Consider the following 21421-nt stretch of genomic DNA (forward strand, 5'->3'; position numbering starts at 1 on the left):
ACACCCTCTCTATCTCTCTCTGTTTTTCATGGAACTTCATTAATTTTAGCAAAAGTAACAGATATTAACAATTACCATCTAATGTTTAACCACAATAAATACATCATCACTTAAAGCGTGCGCAATCCCATCAGTTATGGCTTCTATATTCGCTGCCACATTTTCTAATTCTTTACGTGTTTCACAAATGAAGATTGGTGCTCCACCACTAATCCTTTTCTCATCAGTCGTAATAACAGCTAATATCGCCTTTTCTAATTTCATGGATTAGTTAACCTCCTTATTATGCGTTCTTGATTTAGAAGGCATTCGAATGGCATTCTCTAATACTGGAACAGCACCAATAATTTTCCTAGCCTTTTCTACCTCTCGTACCTGAGGTAAGATAAATACGCCAATACGCCCATCATCTAAATCGCGTTTGATCAGAGGGGTTAGTGCAGGCGTACCAGAGTCACGGAACACACCAAGTGATACGGATACGTCATGTAAAATTGCTTGGCGTTGTCCTAAATTAGCTATCGTTGTAATGGTATTCATATCTTTAGGTTTTAAAATGAAGCCCATCCCATATCTTAAAATCTCTTCTTGTCTTTCAGGTAATCCAATATTCATAATATAAATATTATCTACGTATAAACCAGCTCCTTCAAAAGTTAGTTCACTATGCTCAATATCCACAATATCTTTTAATGTACTACCACTTTGAAGGACCTTACTTAACAAGAAACATATAATCGTTCCAGCTATAGCAAACCATACATTCCAAACAATATAAAACAATGTACCAATAAATGCCGTAAAAATAACAATATAATTACGACTTTCAAACGAAATAGCAATTCCTTCTATATACGTATTTCCTCTTGGTACTAATTCAAATTCATCTACTTCAGTTAATGTATTTCGTTCCATGTTACGGACTTCTCGGAATTGTGTTGCAGCAACAGTTAAGAATGTGACTGCTGTAAATTCTAATTCCATAATGGCTGGTACAGCTACAGCACCTAAAGATGCTGCAATAAATCCAAGTGAGACATGGATTAACTTTCCATGTAAATAGGTAGGATATTGACGATAATCTGTACGTAACATCAATAAACGTGCAATGGTTCCAATAACTACACCAAAAATAATTGGATATGTATATTCAGTCATTTTGCCACCTCATTACATTATTAAGTAATATCGTAAATCGTTGCTTCATTTGTAGTATGACCTCTATGCAAAAAATGATGACAATAACCATCATTACACTATCTAAAAAGGCCATTTCTCCAATTGTTTCCGGTAATTGATAACCAGCTAATATAAAACTATAAATTGCCTCACCAAAAGTAATACCTACTAAACCTATTACCATTCTTGTTTGAAAGTCATTGGTTAAGAGTATACTTAAGCATGCGCAAATAACTGGTATTAACACAGCCCTTGGTAAAAATAACCACACAGGTGTTTGTTGCTCCCAAAGAAGTATAGCAATGTAACCGATTGAAATGGTAAATGAAGTGATTAAATGGTACGACAAACGTGGCAACCGTGCATGTAAAAGCATCATACCTATAAGAATGATAATAAATGAAACGGATACCTCAATCGTTAAGAACGTCACATATTTATTTGAATAAATAATAGTTAATAGTAGCCATGCCGCCAAAAATGTTCGTTTACGTGTTTTATCCATAAAGAATGTAGCAATAATCCAAAGCATCCAAGCGATCCAATAAAATAATAACCCCTCTGCCAAAGTAACCACCTTCCATTAGCATTATTTCTAATCAACTATTTTTTAAACCTATAGAAAGTATTACAAGGCTGTTTTCTAAATATTCGTTTCTTTTTTAAGGCATATATCTTAATGAATAGTTGATATAAATTGCGACGTAAAATTAAAGTGACTTTTGTAATCCTTTATTAGATGAGGAGTAATTCGACGCTGTATGAAAATACTGTCGGAACACGAAGTTCAAGTACTCTATCCTCATTGATTGAGGAAAGCGATAGCACGGAACGGAAAAACACTCTATACATCGCCTTAAATTACGTCGCAATCTATAGATGTTGCGATGTAAAAAAGAATACAAAAAGAGATAAACCCAAAAAAAAGATCCCCCCTAATGGAAGGATCCTATTCTATATTATTTATATTTGTTAAGCTTATCGCCTATAAAATCACCAAGTTGAAAACCTGTTTGTTCTTCATCTTTTTCATATTGCTTGTAATCCTCTGCTTCTTGTTCCTGTTCCAATTCTTTAATACTTAACGACATACGTTCTTCTTCAGTATTAATATCGAGCACTTTCACATTTACTTTTTGCCCTACTTCCAATACTTCTTGCGGCGTACCAATATGCCGATTTGCTATTTGAGAAATGTGTACTAGCCCTTCAACACCTGGCAAGACTTCCACAAATGCTCCAAAGTTTACAAGGCGTTTCACTGTACCTTCCACTGTATCTCCCACCTGAATCTTTTCTTGAATATCTGACCAAGGGCCAGGTAATGTTTTCTTACGTGAAAGTGAAATTCGTTCATTATCTTTATCTACTGATAACACTTCCACTTTTATGGTATCCCCTTCTGAAACGACATCTGTCGCTTTATCAACATGTTCATGTGCTAATTGGGATATGTGTACTAATCCGTCTACACCACCGATATCTACAAATACACCAAAGTTAGTTATACGTTGTACAGTTCCTTCAAGGACTTGGCCCTCTTCTAAAGACTGTAATAGTTCCTGTTTCTTAACTCCTTCTTCCTCTTCTACTACCGCTCTATGAGATAAAATAACACGATTTTGTTCTCGATCCAGTTCAACAACCTTAACAGTTATTGATTTATTAAGATAATCGGTAAAATCATCAACATAATGTGTTTCTACTAATGAAGCTGGGATAAAGCCTCTTAAACCAACATCAACGACTAAACCACCTTTTACAATTTCTTTTACTTCTGTTTCAAATATCTCATTGTTCTTATATTTTTCTTCTAAATCTTGCCATGCATGTTCTGCGTCGACTCCTTTTTTGGAAAGAACAATTTCATCATCTTCGACTTTTGTTACTTTTAAAGTAAGTTCATCCCCTTCCTGAACAACATCACTAGGTTGTTCAATATGAAGACTAGATAATTCACTAATTGGGATAATTCCCTCGGTTTTATAACCAATATCCACCAATACATGTTTTTCTTCCAATTTTACTACTGTACCTGTTACTACGTCACCGACATTAATGTCTACTAATTCCTTTTTTGTCTCATCCATATTCATTGCCCTCCTTAGTATACAAAGCCAACCTACCTACTTATTAAAAATCGAATTTAATAAGTATTTTTCCTAATCTTCTTGCTGAAAAATGTATTTGAATAAAAACTTAAAAAAATATGCTTTTTTATAACTTCTAACAATTCTATTTATTTGTCAAGTAATGTAATTATCTTTTTGATAATTTTCTAGTAGTTGCCTAATTTCCTCCATTATAGCATCAGATGTTTCTTGGGCAGAAGCTTTACGGCTTCGTAAATCTTCCATATTCATTGGGGTCCCATAAATAACAGTTAATTTCTTTCCCCCTTTGTAGGGACCTACGATTGCACATGGAATAATTGTAGCATTTGAGCGTAATGCAAAAAAGCCAGCACCTGCTAAAGGTTTTCCTAATTCACCTGTTTTACTTCGGGTACCCTCTGGAAATAATCCCAAAGTATTTCCATTTTTTAATATCTCTAAACCTTTCCGTAATGCAGTACGGTCACGCAACCCCCTTTTTACAGGGAAGGCATGAATACCCAATAATAATTTACGTAAAAATGTATTTTCAAATAATTCCCCTTTTGCCATAAAGTAAATATCTCTATGTGAAGTAATGCCGACAACTACCGGGTCTAAATTTGAGATGTGATTTGAACAAATAATAACAGGTCCTGTTTGCGGGATATTTTCTTTACCAATCACCCTAAAGCGATATAAAGGGTAAAAAATGATAGTGACAATAAATTTTGCGAATTTGTAAAGACTCATTGATCTCCATACCCCTCTATTCCTTTATATTTCGTAGTGCAATCGCTAATATACGTTCTGCCACCTCATTTATGGATAAGGCAGTTGTATCAATTTCAATCGCGTCTTCTGCTTTTATGAGTGGTGCTACCTCACGATTAGAGTCAATTAAATCTCGTTGTCTAATTTCTTCTTTTAACTTATCCAAATTGGAAGGGAATCCTTTTTGAATATTTTCCTCGTGGCGCCGTTTAGCACGTTCTTCTACAGATGCAACAAGGAAGATTTTTACTTCTGCATCCGGAATAACATGTGTCCCAATATCTCTTCCATCCATAACAACTCCACGTTTTGCTGCAAGTGATTGTTGCCGTTTGACCATAATACTTCTAACATCTGCATGCTTGGCAACATGAGAAACACTATTTGATACAATCTCTGTTCGTATTTGTGTTGTAACATCTTTTCCATCTAACAAAACGATTTGATTATCGTTTTGCTGTTGTAAATCAATTACAGTATGTACTAATAAGGTCTTAAGTGCTTGTTCATCATTTAAATCAATAATTTCATTTAAGGCTTTTAATGTTAGTGCTCGATACATAGCACCTGTATCGATATAGATATAGGAAAGTTTTTTCGCTACTATTTTAGCAACGGTACTTTTTCCTGCCGCTGCAGGCCCATCTATAGCGATTGCAATTGCATTTTTAGTCATGGATTCCATACATTCCTCTCTTATGATAGTACGAAAGAAAACTTGGCTTTAGCCAAGTTTTACAGAAATGATACGTTTATAATCATAACACATCATAACACATTCTTTGAAAACTTGGCATTCGACAAAGCCTCAATGATGAATACCTTAAATACGACGCACAGGATAAGAAAAGCTACGACAGCAATACATCGCACGAAGCAAAAGTGCTCTTCTTTTGCGAGGACGTACTAGTGCTGGCGTTGCGATTGACATAACGGTTTTAGACAGTGAACAGTAGGAAGTAGGTTCTATACTTACTTTAGCTGCAAAAAAGTCAGTCTATTACCCTTTCGCAAACTATATCCAAATTTCTGTTTATTGTCTTTCCTTTTTCCTAGCTTCTCGTTGTTTTTCAAAACAATATCGTATAATGTATTGTTGATCTTGCTGTTGTATGTTGTCAAAGGATAAAGAAGCTGTATCAATAGATCCTTCGTTATGATTGATACGTATAATTTTAGCCTCTGTATCAATGTAATAATATTCTCCAGAAACCATTGGTAAGACGAGGTGTAGCTCTATAAATTCATCACCTTTTAAGGTAGTTCCCTTTGGCAAAACTATTGAAGCTCCCCCTCCACTTATATCATTTGTTACGGTTGTAAAAGCAGGTGTTTCTGATGACTTTAGTTGAACTGCTACATCAACTGCTGTTTCGACCCTTACATAACGTCTGCGCTGAATTCGGCTAATGTCCTTTTTTTGGGGTTTGTCAAAAGCTAGTGCCGGTATATCTGACTCAACTTGTTTTGTAATCTCACTTGTAAAGGTATAAACAGAATTGTCACTTCCTACATATGAAACATTAATAACACTGCCTACTGGAAATTTCTTAGACCGCTTTGTTTTACTATGAATAGGATAATCAATAAAAATAAAATCTTTATTTTTATCAATCACTTTACAATAGTATTTTTCCATTTCACCTGAATATGTATCCTTTATTTCTAAATTACATGGTTGACCTATTTTCACTTGGAATTCCTCCAAAGCATTTTTCTGTAATTCGTACATTATACCTATTATTACAGAAAAATAAAAATAGGGAAAGACTTATGTCTTTCCCTATGATATAGATGCATACTTAATTTCAGTACCTTTTAATCGTTCGACTTTTTCTTCTGTACCGTCCATCGCATTTATAAATATACGATACGTATCATCTCCATGGATTCCTAAAAATTCATACACTAACACTTCTTCTCCTAAATCACTATCAATAACAGCCATGTATTGTTCCTGTATATCAACATTATCATTCACTTTTTCTTTTGCTTCTTCAACCGATAATTCAGGTTCTGGAATTGACCGTTCTTGATGATTCATAAAGTAGTCTCTAGCTGTGACACCAAGAATATCACCATTATCCAAGGCAACCTTTAGTTCTATTGAATCAGAATATATTCTCACATCATTTTGATTGTATAGGAAGGAGTATACACCAACATTGTTATATTCACTACTTTGGAAAAGTGTCATATTTTCAAATCCGTGTTTTCGTAAATAATCTTCAGCTTCTTGTTGACCTTGATTTAAACTGATCTCCTTGTCCTCTACAGTCCGATCTACTATAAGAGAAATCGGATGGCCTCCCTGCTCTGATATATCCATGTATGCACTTTTTTGCCCATTTTTATAGGAAATACTGTACAATGGTATGTCTGCTCCATCACCTGTTTCTGTAATATTTAATTTAGATGTATCCTGTATATTAAATAATTCTTTACCTTTTTCTAACGCTTCATCTTCCGTAATCCTACTACCTGATAAACCTTGATACTTATGTTCTTTAGAGGTAGTACCGATAATGGAAGAATTTGCATTACTTTCGGCGAATCCTTCTACTTTCTTTTCCACTGTCTGAAAACCGTCTACGATCGTGTTATCTGCCTGTTCCTCTTGAGCTGCCAAAGCTAATTCAACATCCATCCACCGTAAATTATTTTCTAGCACGACATGCTGTACTTTTCGCATTTCATCTTTTATTTCACCAGATTGTTCATATAAACTTTCTAATGTTTCTACTTCTTCATCTTCTAGTGGCTCATTTTCTAAATCTCTAACAGCCGTTTCATACGTAAAGTCACCAATATTCGATAGAAATTCTTCTGTTTTGTTAAACGGAATCAAAGCTAAAGGTAATTGGCCAACATCTGATAAGGCTTCTGATGTTAATCGCCAAATTTCCAGCAACTGTGGTGATAAACTACTATCTGAACTCATGGCCAGCGCCGTTCCAATTTTATCATGGAGCAAGTCAACATGATAAGATAAATTATGAAATGCTCGTTGATAGTCATTTTCAGCCTGTATTAAAACGGCATTTTTTTCTTGGTGTTCTTGGTATCCCCACACACCTGTTCCAACAAGTGCAATACCAAGGACTGCAATGACAATCCATCGTTTCATTAAAAATCACTCCTAATTTGCGAATATATGTTTTCCTATTTGCTTAATTTGAGGTCTAGAAAAAATCCAACTAGATGTAGCTGTCTGTGGATTATAATAATAAATCGCACCACCAGATGGATCCCAGCCATTTATCGCATCTAATACTGCCTCTCTTGCTTTATCATTAGGCTCCAACCAAATTTGACCATCGGCTACAGCTGTAAAGGCACGTGGCTCAAAAATAACACCTGAAACAGTATTTGGGAATGTAGGGCTTTCCACACGATTTAAAATTACTGCTGCTACTGCAACTTGTCCTTCATATGGTTCCCCACGTGCTTCCCCATAAACAGCATTAGCCATTAATTGAATATCGTTTTGAGAATATCCTTGTGGCACATTTACAGCGGTTGCTGTTGGCCCTTCTTCTGTTTCTGCTTCACCTTCTGTAGTTTCATCTGCTGTTCCTTCATCTGGTGCTGGTTCTCCCTCATCCGTTGCATCCTGTTGAGCATTCTCTTCTGTATTTTGCTGTTGCTCCGTTGTATCTTGTTGAGCATTCTCTTCTGTATTTTGCTGTTGTTCCGTTGTATCCTGTTGAGCATTCTCATCTGTATTTTGCTGTTGTTCCGTTGCATCTTGTTGATTATTGTTGTTGGCGTTAGGGGTTTCAGTTCCTTGATTTTGGTTTTGCTGATTTTGATTCTGTTGATTTTGGTCCTGTTGATTGTTAGAACCCTGTTTATCTTGATTCCGATTCGGAGCTGTTTGCAACTCTTTATCCATACCACCATAATGGGTGAAACGATTACCCTTCTCTAATTGTTCTTTTACAAACTGTTCATCATATTCAGTAGCTCTTTCCAACATTTCCTTCGTTTTCTCACCAGCTAGGCCATCTACACTTTCCAGTTCAAACTCTTCCTGAAAGTTCCGAAGTGCCCAATAGGTTCCCCAACCAAACACGCCGTCAATTGGTCCATGGTAAAAGCCAATATATTGCAATCTTGCTTGTAACTCTATAACATCTTCACCAGTAGCACCTTTTTGTATAACTTGTTCTGAAAAGGCATCAACCTGTTTTGGAGTTAATGTTTCTTGAAGTCCGATAGATAAACAACATATAATTAATATCAATAAAAGGGGTAACTTTTTATTGGTCATACGATTTCCTCCTGCATAAACATGATTTTGTGCTATCTATTTTTTGAGTAAATGGTCTTTTTATGCATTTTATAAACGTGAACTAACAAGATATAAAAAAACAATCACAAAAAAACCTTGTAGATTAGATCTACAAAGCTTATATTATGCTTAGAGCTAGGCTTGTTTTTTATTCTCTGCAAAAATAGGATCGATTGATTGATTGGCAACCTTAACACTACGTAATCCCAACAGCCACAATGCAATCATAAATGGAATTAATAGTAATAACCAACGACTTGTAACAGTCAATAGGATGTAATCATATAACCCATGTAGGACATAGGGAAGGGAAAAAGCCAAAAATAGATTCCACTTTTTCAGTTGTACACCGACTTTCGATTTACCAAAATAAAATCCCATAATCACGCCAAATAAAGCGTGAGATGATACTGGGAATAAAGCACGTGTGAAAGCATACTCGACTCCATTCGTTAATATATAAAGAAAATTTTCGATTGTAGCAAAACCTAGACTAATGGCAACAGCATACACGATTCCATCATAATGTTCATCAAACTCTGTATGATGATAAATAAAGTACAAGAATATAAACCATTTGAAAAACTCTTCACTTAAAGCAACAACTAAGAATGAGTAAATAAATGCATTATTTGAAAATCCTTCCGCTGCAAAAGTATATTGAATAAACATAATTGGAAACACAAGCAATGCACCTAGAATAAACATTTTTAACGTTAATCCAATTGGCTCAGAGAATCGATCCTTCAAATAAAAAAAAGCCATTAACGCAAAAGTAGGTGCTATCCCAGCAGATAAAATAGAAAACATGAAAAAGACCTCTTTCTCATTAGTTAACTTTATCGTACCATTAAGTTTTCAGCATGAAAATAGAAAAAAAGAAGTAGGTGATTATCTTGAAAAAGATTTTGCTCATCCATACAGGTGGTACTATCTCTATGGTCGAAAACAAACAAACGGGGGAGATAAATACAACAACAGAACATCCATTAAAAGACGTAACATCTCGTTTAAAAATGTATGCTCATATTGATGAGAAAGTAGCCTTTTCACTTCCATCTCCACATATTACAACAGAACATATGTTGAAATTAGCCAAGCAAATTCAGCAAGTTAGTTCATCTTATGATGGCATTGTTGTAACACATGGTACTGATACGTTAGAGGAAACAGCTTATTTCCTAGAATTAGTACTTGATATAGAAATTCCAGTTATTATTACAGGTGCAATGCGATCTAGTAATGAAATAGGTTCGGATGCGTTGTATAACTTAATTAGTTCTATTCGCGTAGCAATTGAAGACACTGCTAAAAATAAAGGCGTATTAGTAGTCATGAATGATGAAATACATACTGCTAAAAATGTTACCAAAACATCAACAAGCAATGTAGCAACATTTCAAAGCCCACAATATGGGCCAATAGGGATTATCACGAAAGAGTCAATCATCTTTCACCATACCATTTTATTTCGGCATACACATCCAATTCAATCCATTAACAAAAATGTTCTGTTATTAAAAGCATTTGCTGGAATGGATGGACAACTCTTCCAGGCTCTTTCACAAACCGAAATAGATGGCCTTGTAGTCGAGGCGTTAGGTCAAGGGAATTTGCCAAAGGATACGATCGAACCTATTCACCGATTAATCCATCACAATATCCCAGTTATTTTAGTTTCACGTTGTTATCAAGGAACGGTCCAACCAACTTATGGATATGAAGGTGGTGGAAGACAACTAAAAGATATAGGTGTTATTTTTACGAACGGTCTAACAGGGCCTAAAGCAAGAATAAAATTATTAATTGCTTTAGAACGAACAACTGACTACAATACATTGAAAAATATATTTGAACAAGAGATATAAAAAAATGGATAGTAGGGGTTATCCTACTATCCATTTTAACTAGTGTTTGGTTATTGCTTTTGCGATGATATCTCCATGGAATCGACCATTTTCAATAAAAATTTTATTATTATTATATCCTGCTGCCACAACACCAGCTACATAAATTCTGGCTACATTTGTCTCCATCGTATCTTCCTTATAGTGTGGTTGCCCACTTTCTTGATCAATCATAACCCCTGCAGCTTCTAATAAATGATGATCTGGTTTATAACCTGTCATCGCAAACACAAAGTCATTTTGGATTGTTTTGATATCCCCATTTGCAGTAAAGGTAACATCGTTTTTTGTTATGTTTGTTACATGTGCATTAAATACCATATCGACCTTTTTCTTACGTATTAATGAATCAAATTCAGGCAAAATCCATGGTTTTATACTTTTTGAGTAATCCTCTCCACGATAAAGTACTGTAACACGCGCTCCTGCCTTGTATAGTTCGAGGGTTGCATCAACTGCTGAATTCTTACCACCAATGACGATTATATCTTGATCATAGTATGGATGAGCCTCCTTAAAATAATGCATTACTTTTGGAAGGGATTCCCCAGGGACATTGATAAAGTTTGGTTGATCATAATATCCAGTAGCAATAATGACATGTTCAGCCTCATATTCATTTTTTTCGTTTTCCTTTGTTTCTGTAGAGACATAAATTTTATTTCCACTAGGCTTGATTTTATTAACCTTTTCATAGGTATTCATTCGTAATTGTTTTCGTTCGGCAACAGTTCGATAATAGGCCAAAGCTTGATTTCTTACAGGCTTTTGCTTTTCTGTTATAAATGGAACTCCACCAATTTCAAGTTTATCACTGGAACTAAAAAATGTTTGATGAGTCGGGAATTGGTAAATTGTATTGACAACATTTCCCTTCTCTATAATTAATGGCTCTAGCCCAGTATCTTGTAGCGCAAGTGCACTACTCATACCACATGGACCTCCACCAATAATGATGACGGACTCTTTTTTCATATTACGCACTTCCTTTACTCCCTTGCTTTTTAGCATTTCCTATGGCTCTTTTCACATGTTTTGTTGCTTTCTTAACGAAACATCTTCTATATAATACGACGTAATATAGAAGCTTTGATTTCCGTAGCGATATTCATAGCTAAAACTATTGCGCATCATATATCAACCATGTATTAAGATTTATACTTGAAAAAGCAACATCTTTTAGAAAAAAGCCTTTCCTCACAAAAAAACTCCTATCTAACTATACAGGATAGGAGTTATTTTTTCAGTTCTAACGTATTACATACTTTATTTATTATACCCAACCTCTGAATCTGGAGGCTTCAGCCATTTTACGAACACCGATCATATATGCAGCTAGGCGCATATCAATTTGGCGAGTTTGGGCTGTATTATAAATAGAGTTGAAAGCTTTCACCATAATATTTTGTAATTTTTCTGCAATTTCATCTTCCGTCCAATAGTAGCCCTGATTATTTTGTACCCATTCAAAGTATGATACTGTGACACCACCTGCTGAAGCAAGAACATCTGGGACTAATAAAATACCTCTTTCAGATAATATTTTGGTAGCTTCCATTGTTGTTGGTCCATTTGCAGCTTCTACTACAATACCCGCTTTAATATTATGTGCATTTTCTTCGGTAATTTGATTTTCTACTGCAGCTGGCACAAGAATATCACAATCCAACTCCAAGAGGTCTTTATTGGAAATAGTATTATTAAACAATTTTGTCACTGTACCAAAACTATCACGTCGATCCAATAAATAATCAATATCAAGTCCCTCTGGGTCATGCAATGCGCCATATGCATCTGAAATTCCAACTACTTTAGCACCTGCATCATGTAAAAATTTTGATAAAAAGCTCCCCGCATTCCCAAATCCTTGAACAACGACACGTGCTCCTTTTACATCAATACCTTTTTTCTTAGCAGCTTCTTCAATACAAATTGTTACACCTTTTGCAGTTGCAGATTCTCTTCCATGGGAACCACCAAGTACAATTGGTTTACCAGTAATAAACCCTGGATTATTAAATTCATCAATTCGGCTATACTCATCCATCATCCAAGCCATTATTTGCGAGTTCGTAAATACATCAGGTGCTGGAATATCTTTTGTTGGACCTACAATTTGACTTATTGCACGAACATACCCACGACTAACTCCTTCTAATTCGCGAAAAGACATTTCTCGTGGGTCGCAAACTATACCACCTTTTCCTCCACCATATGGTAGATCTACTATACCTGCTTTTAAACTCATCCAAATTGATAATGCCTTAACTTCTTTCTCTGTTACATCAGGATGGAATCGAACCCCACCTTTCGTGGGACCTACTGCATCATTGTGTTGTGCACGGTAACCAGTGAAGATTTTTATTGAGCCATCATCCATTCGAACAGGAATTCTTACTGTCATCATACGGATAGGGTCTTTTAACAATTCAAATACTTCATCAGGGTAACCCAACTTCTCCAACGCATTTTTTACAACAGTTCGTGTTGAACTTAATATATCCATCTGATTACTTTTTTCTTTGGTAGAATCTGCTGCTTTTTCGGCTACCATGAATTTACCTCCTAGAATACAAATAAATATTTATTAATGCTGTTCTCAGAGATTAGTATACACTTTCAATATAAATATGCAATAAAATTAAACGAATTTTTGTAACTAATTTTTATTAAATGGAAACGATTTCAAAAACCAATGTATATTTTTCATTTTTTCAATATTTGACTATCATTTATTACAAAATGATTGAACAAGTTGCTCAACTGCATTTTCACTTACTATACGTTTACCATATTCCTCTAATCGAGGAATTGTAATAATACTTGGTATAGAGAATTCTGACATAATAGCAATAAAATCTTCTTTCTTTACATCATGTAAATCGGATTCATCAATTACCACATAATAACGATCATCCATATAATAAAGGGTACCACCTGTAATATCGAGTATCGACAAACGGGATGCTACTTGAATAACATGTTCGAAATCCATGAACACGAACAGTAAATTTTCACTCTCATCCATTGTTACTTTCATCTCAAAGAAATCATCTTCCACACTCTCCGGCTCTACCCTCTGTGTGACAAATACATGCATTCCTTGTGCTTGCATTAGTTGTACTTGAACTAATAATAAACCTTCTAATTCAATACCCAATTCATAGCTAGCTTCAAACATCATATCACTAAATAGGTTCTGTACACTGGCTAAATCCTGCCATAAATCTTCTGTCGTAAAACCTCGTTCAATGAGATCTTCAAAGGTAAGAAAAATCGTAAATTGATTTTCGGATACTCGTTCCATACGCATTTAGCATCCCCCTTTGGTCGCATTTAGTATCATTATATGCTTGTTGTATCATTGTTGAACTTCATTTTTTTACATCATATTGTTTTTTCTAAAAGTACTACATTGATTACGTATTGTTTCCATAAAGTTGAAAATCAAAACATTTTCTAACATCACACATATTCATACATTAGTAAATAGGCTAGTACGATAGCAGTCATCACTATCATTACGAAAAATAATCGAATATAAGGCTTTCTCCATTTTAATTTTAAACGTTGCTTACTCGTATGGTGAACTTCCTTTCGCGGTGGTAATGTTAAGATATCTACATCATCATCGTTACCCACATTTTTGTTCCTTTTGCTTTGATCTACCTTACCTTTGGTTTGTGTATCAGAAACTTCTTCAAATAATTCGCGCAACGTTTGTGCTTGATCTTGTGATTTTTGCATTTCCACACCCATTGAATCACCTCATTTTTTTAATCGAATTACCATTGCTAAAAGAAAGTCAATTATAAAATGTGCCGTAATCGTTACCGTTAGACTTTCTGTTAATTCGAATAAATAACCAATGTAAAAACTAACGAGCAATACAGATATTAGTAATACAATTTTCTTTAAGTAACGAAAGTGTATTAAGGCAAAAATTGTACTAGCTACGAAATAACCAACTGTCGTCTGAATCACTCCTCTAAATAACAGTTCCTCAGAAATAGCAACAAATAGGGTAATATAAAAAATTTCTACAAAACTTCTATTTTTAAATACCCGTTCGTTAATGCCACCATCATCATAATAACGTTTAGGAAAAACTCCCATAAGGATTAAGTCAATCAACACAATTAACAAACCAGGTAGTACACCATAGTAAAAAATAGTATGTAAATCCCAATCAAAATAAAGAAACCAATCTGTAACATTTTCAAATAACAAGAAACTTAATACAATACTCAATAATAAAAGAAAAAATTGCGTCAATAATACTTGTATTTTTAACTCTTGGTCTGTCAATTGTTTTATGATTTCACTTTGCTTTGTCATTCATTTTCTCTCCTACCAATAAGATCCTTTTCAGTCTTTTTTGCCAAGAATAAGGAGTATTGTTTCGTTGTGTCTGTTCTGGTTTCCAATCTGAAAAAGAGAAACCACAATTAGAACAACAAGCAAATTTAGGCTTTTTTATAGTAGTTTGAAAGTTTTGGTAAATTTTTCTTCGTAAACAATCTGTCGCATTAATCCATGAAACCATCTCTATTAATTTCTTTTCTTTTAACAACTGACGTGACTGAATAAAAGAATCAATCTGATGAAATGTTTGCTCCCAGTTTAACTCACTGTAAAGAATAGATTGTCCTTTAATCATACCATGTTTTTCTAATTGGAACCGTAAAAATCGCCATTGTATTTCACTTAATTGAAAATCCCTAGCTATCTCTTCTTGATCGTCAGGTAAGGTAATGTCTTTTTTGAACCATGTAGAAAGTTTTTCCATAACATCATGGACTTCAGTTCGAGACGGTAATTCCTGTCTAATAAATGATTGTGGTATATAAATGTCATGCTTGGAATATAGCAATAGACTGATACTTGCATTACCATCACGACCAGCTCTTCCTATTTCTTGTATAAAGGATTCAACTTGAGCTGGGAAATGATAATGTATAATAAGTCGTATATTTGGTTTATTTATACCCATCCCAAATGCACTCGTACAACATATGACATCTAATTGGTCATTTGTAAATTGTTGTTGAATGGAGATACGATCTATATGTTCCATCCCACCATGATAATAAGCAATTCTTAAAGATGGATTTGCCTCTTGTAGACGATTGGATACATCCTCGGTCGCTTGTTTACTAGAAAAATAGACAAGGGTTGGAACCCGATATGTTGAAAAGATATGGTTCATAATCATGAGTTTCTCACGATCACCTCCAACCTCTTCTATCGAAAATATAATATTATCTCGATCCATTGGGTAAATATGTTTTATCATGGATGGACGATTAAGCATTGATAAAATATCTTCCTGGACAGTCGGTGTAGCCGTTGCACTCAATGCTAATACTGTTGGTTCTTGTAAATCTTCTATAATCGATTTTAATTTTAAGTAATCAGGGCGAAACTCATGTCCCCATTGGGATATACAGTGAGCCTCATCAATCACAAACAAACTAACATGCACCCTTTTTAAGGTTGATTGTAGAATTGGATGTTGTAACATTTCAGGGGAAACATATACTAATTTATATTGATGTATATTCTGTAAGACGTTCTTCCTTTCGTTATATTCCATAAAACTATTAATAGCTACTACTTCTTTAAAATGATTTGCTTTAAGCTCTTTAACTTGATCCATCATTAACGAAATTAAGGGAGATACGACGATTGTAATACCCTCTAAAAGTTTTGCTGGTAATTGATAGCACAAGGATTTACCCGATCCAGTCGGTAACACCCCTAATACATCGTTTCCATTCATCACATCCTCAATAATCTCTAGTTGACCTTCTCGAAATGTTTCATAACCAAAATATTGTTGTAAATTATCAATTAAATAGGCTGTTTGATTCATTATTCTCACCAGATTTCAACGATATTGTAGTAGTAGCAATAACTAACCGAATTTGAAAGTAACTAGTTGTTTCACGTAGTAATTGTTTAATTTGTTTTAATTTAAAGGAATTAGCTTGCTTAATAGCAGCTATAATTTCTTGATATGCGGATTGATCGACATATTGATGTAATGGAAAAGATGGGTCATAAATAGCAATTTCCACTATATGATCATAAATAGTATTCAGTTTCAAACCGCGATAGGCTGCAATCTGCTTTAGCGAATAATGTTGATGAAGCAATTGATTCGTTTTTTTAGCTGAATTTGTAATAAATCGATTAGTCGTTAGATCATTGACGAAATTAGTTAACAATGGATATTGAGACTGTAGGTTTAACACCTCATGTAACATATAATGATGAGTTGCAGTTAATCGTAACTGAATATCATGCTCATGTAAATTATATTGGTAACATAATTGTTGTATACTTTGTCCATAATTTTGGTAGCCAGTTAATCGGTCTACAAAAATAGATGCATGCAAATCACTAATCCCCTTTAATAGCTGTCTTAATTCATGATACAGTGCTAGTAGAACCTTATCCTGATTGTCCTTATGTACATAAAAAAACTGTCTTACCCATGTTGTAATGGTTGAGCGATCTATGATTGGGATAAAAGAATAATACCCCATTTTGCTGTTCGTTACTGTTTGAATAACGAGTAGCAACCTTTCAGAGAATGCAACTTCCATATCACTATAACGTAACCCATTAATATGTTGAAAAAACGAATCATCTTTCTGTTGATGAACTATATTTAGCCCTTTTTCTGTTAGTTGAATGGTATTTTCAACATGAGGCTTTATAACATTTTGTTTCTTTAATTGTAAAATTCTTTCGTCAAAAGCATCCCTACCCAACGTTTTATAAATCCCATAAAATGATCCTATTTTAAATATATGTGCATCTTGTACCGTCTGGATTGATTTTTTACCTATTAGTATATAATAAATTGCTTGAATGCTTCGTTCTGTTTTTATTTTTTCCAAGCATGTTATGATAATTTGATCAAGTAGTTGCAAGAATCACACCTCCTTTTTTGAAAGGTATATGTTTTGTATAGAATCTTTTAGCATTATTTGTTGTTTTTTAACGTCTTCTATATATACATTAAGAATTATACTTGAAAAAGCAACAATCTTTTAGAAAAAAGCCTGTGGTAACATGTTTTAAACATTTACCTTCTTATCTTTTTTCTATGAATCATCCAGTATTGAAATATTTACAAAACAAACTTAAAATAAAAGGTGGTAGGTTTCTGAGATTGTTAGGAGGTAAATGACATGCCAAAATATACAATTGTTGACCAGGAAACATGTATAGCCTGTGGTGCTTGTGGTATCACTGCTCCTGATATATATGACTATGATGATGAAGGAATTGCATATGTTATTATTGACGATAATACAGGGACAATGGAAATTTCAACTGAATTGGAAGATGATCTGTTTGACGCTTACGAAGGTTGTCCATCCGATTCTATAAAAATAGCAGATAAACCATTTCATCGTGATCCATTAAAATACGAGGAAGAATAAAGAGAAGCTGTTTCATTTCTCCAAGGTGAAATCAGCTTTTTTACATAATAATTAAATATTATCATATTAGGACACATCCTAAAAGTACTATTCTTGCCTATTACAAATAATGTTTATGTTAGGGTGCCTTTAAGAGGATGTTCAAAAAGTCTGGTAAAAATGGCACATCTAATTCTTTGTTGGCTTACTTTTTCAGCTCCTTTGAAAAGACACTACACTTTTCCTTGTTGCGATGTAGATTCTAGGGAGCATTCCTTGTGCTCACGTATTAATTGCACACACTCCGCTGCTGGGAGCTTCGCCGCCTCGAACTTTCGACTCGACAGGACGTGCTAGTGTCAGCGTTGCAACAGGACGCCTGAGACCTTAGCCGACTCGGTCCTTTTTACCCTCCTTTTTGAACACGTACTTTTATAAATTTTGTTGTTTTTTATATGAAAGACTTAAATACGCATACTTTGTTGTTTTTACCGCTGATATAAACTGCTACATCATATACTGCGCCAGAAATAAACTCCGCTATCACCATAGAAACAAGTTTGAACAGATGTCGAACTCATACCCATGGTGAAAGCTACTTACTGGAGCGAGTACTGCAAAGCAATCATCTTTTAGAACTTACTTTAATTAGTGTTGATATGGATTGGATTAACTGCATTTGGTACCTGAATAGGTTCGGTTAGAATATATGGGCCAACCTTATCAACGGTTACATTTTCAAATTGTACCATCCTATATCCAAAACTTTTAGCAGTCATCATGATTGCATCAATCATTGTCACCATTTCTTGTGTTGGCTCAAATGTAGAAGTGATTGTGATTTCCAGTGTATTCCCAGTTTCAGCTACCGTAAATTCCGTATTGGTTGGTACTGAGTTGAATACATTAAATGTTTCGTCACTTTGCTTCAGGTCTTCTAATGCATTAGCAATGGTAACAGATTCATCCTGTGGAATTGGAATTAGAAACTGATGTTCATCAGATGCTCGATATAATTTATAGGCAAAATTAGTGTCATGTATAATTTCGATTTCATCTATCATACCATATGGACCGACTTCTATCCCCTGATTACCTTCCTCTTGTTGCAGTTTAATTAAATCCATTTGATATGGGCGAAACATCGTTATTAATAACTGTTCAAACATAGTTGCCATTGCAGAGCTTTGACCAACATTAAAATCATCAGGAAAAGTAGCATTGACGATACCATTCGCTTCATCCATTTCAAATAGTACATCTTGAAATAGATAATTACTAACACCCCATTCGTCTTCTTGTAAATAATCATCTAACTTATTGTAGAATGAAGCAATATTCTCATCTTCTGGAATAACAATGGAAAGCGGTATAGTATACTGTCCCTGTCGATCAGCAAGTGCCATGTAAAGGATCGATTCATCAGACGCAGGCTCATCATGCACAACATGGCTCTTCAATGATGACTCTGGAGCCATAGATTCAGCTTGTTCCTCTTCCGTCTTTTCCTCGTTATCCGTCGTCCTGTTAGGTTCTTCCTTTTGAGATAGATTAGATTCCTTCTTGGTGCTCTCCTCCTGGGCAACATCCAATGTATTATCTTCTGTAGCCTGGTTATTGGAAGAATCTTCAGTTGCTTGATTGGACCCATTATTGACAAGCATAGGAATTAATAATAAAACAATTGCAAATGCAGAAATAGTTCCAATTACTGGAATAAGGACTTTTTTCTGTTTTCCACTAGAGGGTTGATCCATTTTGGCGGAGATACGTTCATATAATTCTTCTTTAGAAATATCATGCTTAATTGTTGGAAGTTGTTCTAACTTTTCAATCATTTTACGCTCTTCTTCATTTGATGATTTCATACTACATCTCCCCCTTCCTGTTCATGTTGGAGCAAATAGGTTCGTAATGTTTTTAATCCCCTATGTTGAGTTGTTTTCACTTTACTAATACTAAATCCTAGTATCTCTGCTGTCTCTTGAATAGAAAATAACTGAATAAAGCGCAAAATTAAAACACTTTTCTGATCAGGTGTACAATGATCAAGATAACGATAGACTTGTTGTATCATTTCATTTTGTACAGCTATTTCCTCTGGCAAAGGACCTTTATCTGGAATAAATTCTCCTTTTTCAGTCCAGTTAAAAAAATCTTTTATCCGCTTTCGTTTTCGCGTTTGAGACCGAAAATAATCTATCGTAATATGTCGAGCGATAGAAAACAACCACGTCTTTATGCTACTATCCCCTTTAAAGGAATCATACGATTGTAGGACTTTCATATATACATCTTGAACAAGATCAGCTGTAATTTGTCTATCTTTTACCATGTAAAAAATGAATTGATATAAATCCTGATGGTACTTTTCGTATATTTCATCAAAGACAATTCTCATTTGTATCCCCCGATCATAGAAATAGTCGTTTGTTTTATGTAAAAGTTTCATGATAGCGCAAAAAAATACCAACATAGTCTTAGTTGGTATTATAAAGGAAAAAACGCTTATTTGCATATTTTTTTAAAAAGTAGGACATAGTCGGATATAGGAAGGCAATAAATATTCCGTTACCTATAGCATGGTACGTATCAAAAGGTAATCCTGCTACATAATATGGCCAAAACATTCCAGTTACTTGGTACGTCGTTAACGAAATAATAAACCCATAAAAATAGCCACTGAAAATAGCAAAAATTATTATTGGTAGAATAGATACTTTCATATATTTTCCTATAACTCCACTTATTAAGCCTATAATCCCCCATCCAACGACTTGCCAAATTGTCCAAAGCCCGATACCCAATAACATGTTAGACAAAAATGCCGTTAAGATGGCTAATATAATAGCAGCAAGTGGTCCTAAAAATAAGCCACACACGATAATGATTGCTGTAACTGGTTGTACATTAGGCAGAAACGAAAAAACGAATCTGCCAACAACCGCTAGTGCAGCCAATATTGCTAATAAAGTTAACTTATAAGTGTTCACTTATATCATTCCCAAGCCTGTAAATCGAAATTAACTTCATCACCAGGTGTTAATTCAAATTCTCCAGCACCAACTTGTGGCATTTCATCATTTACAAAAAACATCCATGCCTTTTGTTCGTCTTCTTGTGGCGCGTGACCATCAATTGATGTAATAAAGCCATTATCATGTTCAATTTCAAAGTTTTCTTCCATTACATCCATTAGGATCGCATTTTCTTCAATTGCAACCTCTTTCTCTGTAATGACTTCTGCACCCTCATCTTCTGAGATTGTAATAACGACAGTTGCTTCATCTGACTCATTTTCTGTTTGTTCCTCACTATCATCGGCACCACAACCTACTAGTAGGCCAATTGCTACAAATAGTGTAAGCATTCTAGTAAACCATTTGTTCATTTTCCTTTCCTCCAGTTCAATATTATTAGGGTAGTTAACGTTTGATAACATTAAAAAAGCTAGCCCCTTCTCATGAGCTAGCTAGACAACTCAAAAACATAAAAATTTAGCACTTATGTATTCAGTCGTCCCAATAGCTCATACCCTCGAAGCATTGAAACAATTGAAATTGGCAGGTTTACTGACTTGTGATATTATTACCTACTCTAAGTTCCTTCCCATATGACTTTTCATACAGTGGATTGTTACTTATTTCGTCATCACTTACAGTTGCGAGGACAGCTCTAGTTTTTCACTAGATTCCCTTTTAAGCACTTTTTTAGCACCAATTTCACAACATATATTCA

The 21421-nt window shown here is 34.6% G+C and carries 23 protein-coding genes and 1 riboswitch; of the genes, 2 read left to right on the top strand and 21 right to left on the bottom strand.

What is annotated here, in order from left to right; translation table 11 throughout:
* Positions 1-78 precede the first annotated feature (78 nt).
* The 10 genes from GHC26_RS03410 to prsW all read right to left on the bottom strand — a co-directional run bounded on the left by GHC26_RS03410 (position 79) and on the right by prsW (position 9150).
* Complete coding sequence (locus GHC26_RS03410; protein ID WP_163969869.1) at positions 79-264, bottom strand: capping complex subunit for YIEGIA; 186 nt, start codon at positions 262-264, stop codon at positions 79-81.
* A 3-nt stretch (positions 265-267) separates the two neighbouring features.
* Positions 268-1158 carry a YIEGIA family protein gene (locus GHC26_RS03415; RefSeq protein ID WP_163969870.1) on the bottom strand — a complete coding sequence of 297 codons (891 nt, stop codon included), beginning with the start codon at positions 1156-1158 and terminating at the stop codon, positions 268-270.
* Positions 1151-1747, bottom strand: coding sequence for a YphA family membrane protein (locus GHC26_RS03420; RefSeq protein WP_163969871.1), 597 nt, complete (start codon positions 1745-1747; stop codon positions 1151-1153). The genes GHC26_RS03415 and GHC26_RS03420 overlap by 8 nt, the downstream gene beginning before the upstream one ends.
* Before the next feature lie 391 nt (positions 1748-2138).
* Positions 2139-3269: a 30S ribosomal protein S1 gene (gene rpsA, locus GHC26_RS03425; protein ID WP_163969872.1), complete on the bottom strand. Its 1131-nt coding sequence runs from the start codon at positions 3267-3269 to the stop codon at positions 2139-2141.
* 156 nt (positions 3270-3425) lie between these two features.
* Positions 3426-4025 (bottom strand): lysophospholipid acyltransferase family protein, encoded by a 600-nt coding sequence (locus tag GHC26_RS03430; protein WP_163969873.1) that lies wholly within the window; start codon positions 4023-4025, stop codon positions 3426-3428.
* A gap of 16 nt (positions 4026-4041) precedes the next feature.
* A complete protein-coding gene (gene cmk / locus GHC26_RS03435) occupies positions 4042-4722 on the bottom strand; it encodes a (d)CMP kinase (RefSeq protein ID WP_163970199.1) in 681 nt (226 codons plus the stop codon).
* Positions 4723-5079: 357 nt separating this feature from the next.
* Complete coding sequence (locus tag GHC26_RS03440; protein ID WP_163969874.1) at positions 5080-5739, bottom strand: flagellar brake protein; 660 nt, start codon at positions 5737-5739, stop codon at positions 5080-5082.
* Positions 5740-5829: 90 nt separating this feature from the next.
* Complete coding sequence (gene ypeB / locus GHC26_RS03445) at positions 5830-7173, bottom strand: germination protein YpeB (RefSeq protein WP_163969875.1); 1344 nt, start codon at positions 7171-7173, stop codon at positions 5830-5832.
* 12 nt (positions 7174-7185) lie between these two features.
* Positions 7186-8319 carry a spore cortex-lytic enzyme gene (gene sleB, locus GHC26_RS03450; protein ID WP_163969876.1) on the bottom strand — a complete coding sequence of 378 codons (1134 nt, stop codon included), beginning with the start codon at positions 8317-8319 and terminating at the stop codon, positions 7186-7188.
* A gap of 156 nt (positions 8320-8475) precedes the next feature.
* Positions 8476-9150 carry a glutamic-type intramembrane protease PrsW gene (gene prsW, locus GHC26_RS03455; protein ID WP_163969877.1) on the bottom strand — a complete coding sequence of 225 codons (675 nt, stop codon included), beginning with the start codon at positions 9148-9150 and terminating at the stop codon, positions 8476-8478.
* An 86-nt stretch (positions 9151-9236) separates the two neighbouring features.
* Between prsW and GHC26_RS03460 the strand changes: the two genes are divergently transcribed.
* Positions 9237-10208, top strand: coding sequence for an asparaginase (locus GHC26_RS03460; RefSeq protein ID WP_163969878.1), 972 nt, complete (start codon positions 9237-9239; stop codon positions 10206-10208).
* 39 nt (positions 10209-10247) lie between these two features.
* Here GHC26_RS03460 and GHC26_RS03465 read toward each other — a convergent pair whose 3' ends face one another.
* From GHC26_RS03465 to GHC26_RS03495, 7 genes are all read right to left on the bottom strand, one after another.
* A complete protein-coding gene (locus GHC26_RS03465) occupies positions 10248-11222 on the bottom strand; it encodes a YpdA family putative bacillithiol disulfide reductase (protein ID WP_163969879.1) in 975 nt (324 codons plus the stop codon).
* 298 nt (positions 11223-11520) lie between these two features.
* Positions 11521-12801: a Glu/Leu/Phe/Val family dehydrogenase gene (locus tag GHC26_RS03470; protein ID WP_163969880.1), complete on the bottom strand. Its 1281-nt coding sequence runs from the start codon at positions 12799-12801 to the stop codon at positions 11521-11523.
* 174 nt (positions 12802-12975) lie between these two features.
* Positions 12976-13560 (bottom strand): genetic competence negative regulator, encoded by a 585-nt coding sequence (locus tag GHC26_RS03475; RefSeq protein ID WP_163969881.1) that lies wholly within the window; start codon positions 13558-13560, stop codon positions 12976-12978.
* 152 nt (positions 13561-13712) lie between these two features.
* The gene (locus GHC26_RS03480; RefSeq protein ID WP_163969882.1) at positions 13713-14006 is read right to left on the bottom strand and encodes a hypothetical protein; all 294 of its coding nucleotides are present in this window, start codon (positions 14004-14006) and stop codon (positions 13713-13715) included.
* 9 nt (positions 14007-14015) lie between these two features.
* Complete coding sequence (locus GHC26_RS03485) at positions 14016-14585, bottom strand: CPBP family intramembrane glutamic endopeptidase (protein ID WP_163969883.1); 570 nt, start codon at positions 14583-14585, stop codon at positions 14016-14018.
* The gene (locus tag GHC26_RS03490; protein WP_163969884.1) at positions 14569-16122 is read right to left on the bottom strand and encodes a RecQ family ATP-dependent DNA helicase; all 1554 of its coding nucleotides are present in this window, start codon (positions 16120-16122) and stop codon (positions 14569-14571) included. The genes GHC26_RS03485 and GHC26_RS03490 overlap by 17 nt, the downstream gene beginning before the upstream one ends.
* Positions 16097-17188 (bottom strand): helix-turn-helix domain-containing protein, encoded by a 1092-nt coding sequence (locus tag GHC26_RS03495; RefSeq protein WP_163969885.1) that lies wholly within the window; start codon positions 17186-17188, stop codon positions 16097-16099. Before GHC26_RS03495 ends, GHC26_RS03490 begins: the two co-directional genes overlap by 26 nt.
* Before the next feature lie 261 nt (positions 17189-17449).
* Between GHC26_RS03495 and GHC26_RS03500 the strand changes: the two genes are divergently transcribed.
* Positions 17450-17704, top strand: a complete 255-nt coding sequence (locus GHC26_RS03500) for a ferredoxin (protein WP_163969886.1) — start codon at positions 17450-17452, stop codon at positions 17702-17704.
* Positions 17705-18327: 623 nt separating this feature from the next.
* Here GHC26_RS03500 and GHC26_RS03505 read toward each other — a convergent pair.
* The 4 genes from GHC26_RS03505 to GHC26_RS03520 form a co-directional block, all read right to left on the bottom strand.
* Positions 18328-19551, bottom strand: a complete 1224-nt coding sequence (locus GHC26_RS03505; protein WP_163969887.1) for a hypothetical protein — start codon at positions 19549-19551, stop codon at positions 18328-18330.
* Positions 19548-20084 carry an RNA polymerase sigma factor SigX gene (locus GHC26_RS03510; RefSeq protein ID WP_163969888.1) on the bottom strand — a complete coding sequence of 179 codons (537 nt, stop codon included), beginning with the start codon at positions 20082-20084 and terminating at the stop codon, positions 19548-19550. The genes GHC26_RS03505 and GHC26_RS03510 overlap by 4 nt, the downstream gene beginning before the upstream one ends.
* A 79-nt stretch (positions 20085-20163) precedes the next feature.
* On the bottom strand, positions 20164-20676 hold the full coding sequence (locus GHC26_RS03515; RefSeq protein WP_163969889.1) for an ECF transporter S component: 513 nt from the start codon (positions 20674-20676) through the stop codon (positions 20164-20166).
* Positions 20677-20681: 5 nt separating this feature from the next.
* On the bottom strand, positions 20682-21074 hold the full coding sequence (locus GHC26_RS03520) for a DUF4430 domain-containing protein (RefSeq protein WP_163969890.1): 393 nt from the start codon (positions 21072-21074) through the stop codon (positions 20682-20684).
* Positions 21075-21228: 154 nt separating this feature from the next.
* A riboswitch (cobalamin riboswitch) is annotated at positions 21229-21419 on the bottom strand.
* Positions 21420-21421: the final 2 nt, after the last annotated feature.

Source organism: Oceanobacillus halotolerans (assembly GCF_010993955.1).
Lineage (GTDB): Bacteria > Bacillota > Bacilli > Bacillales > Amphibacillaceae > Oceanibacillus_A > Oceanibacillus_A halotolerans.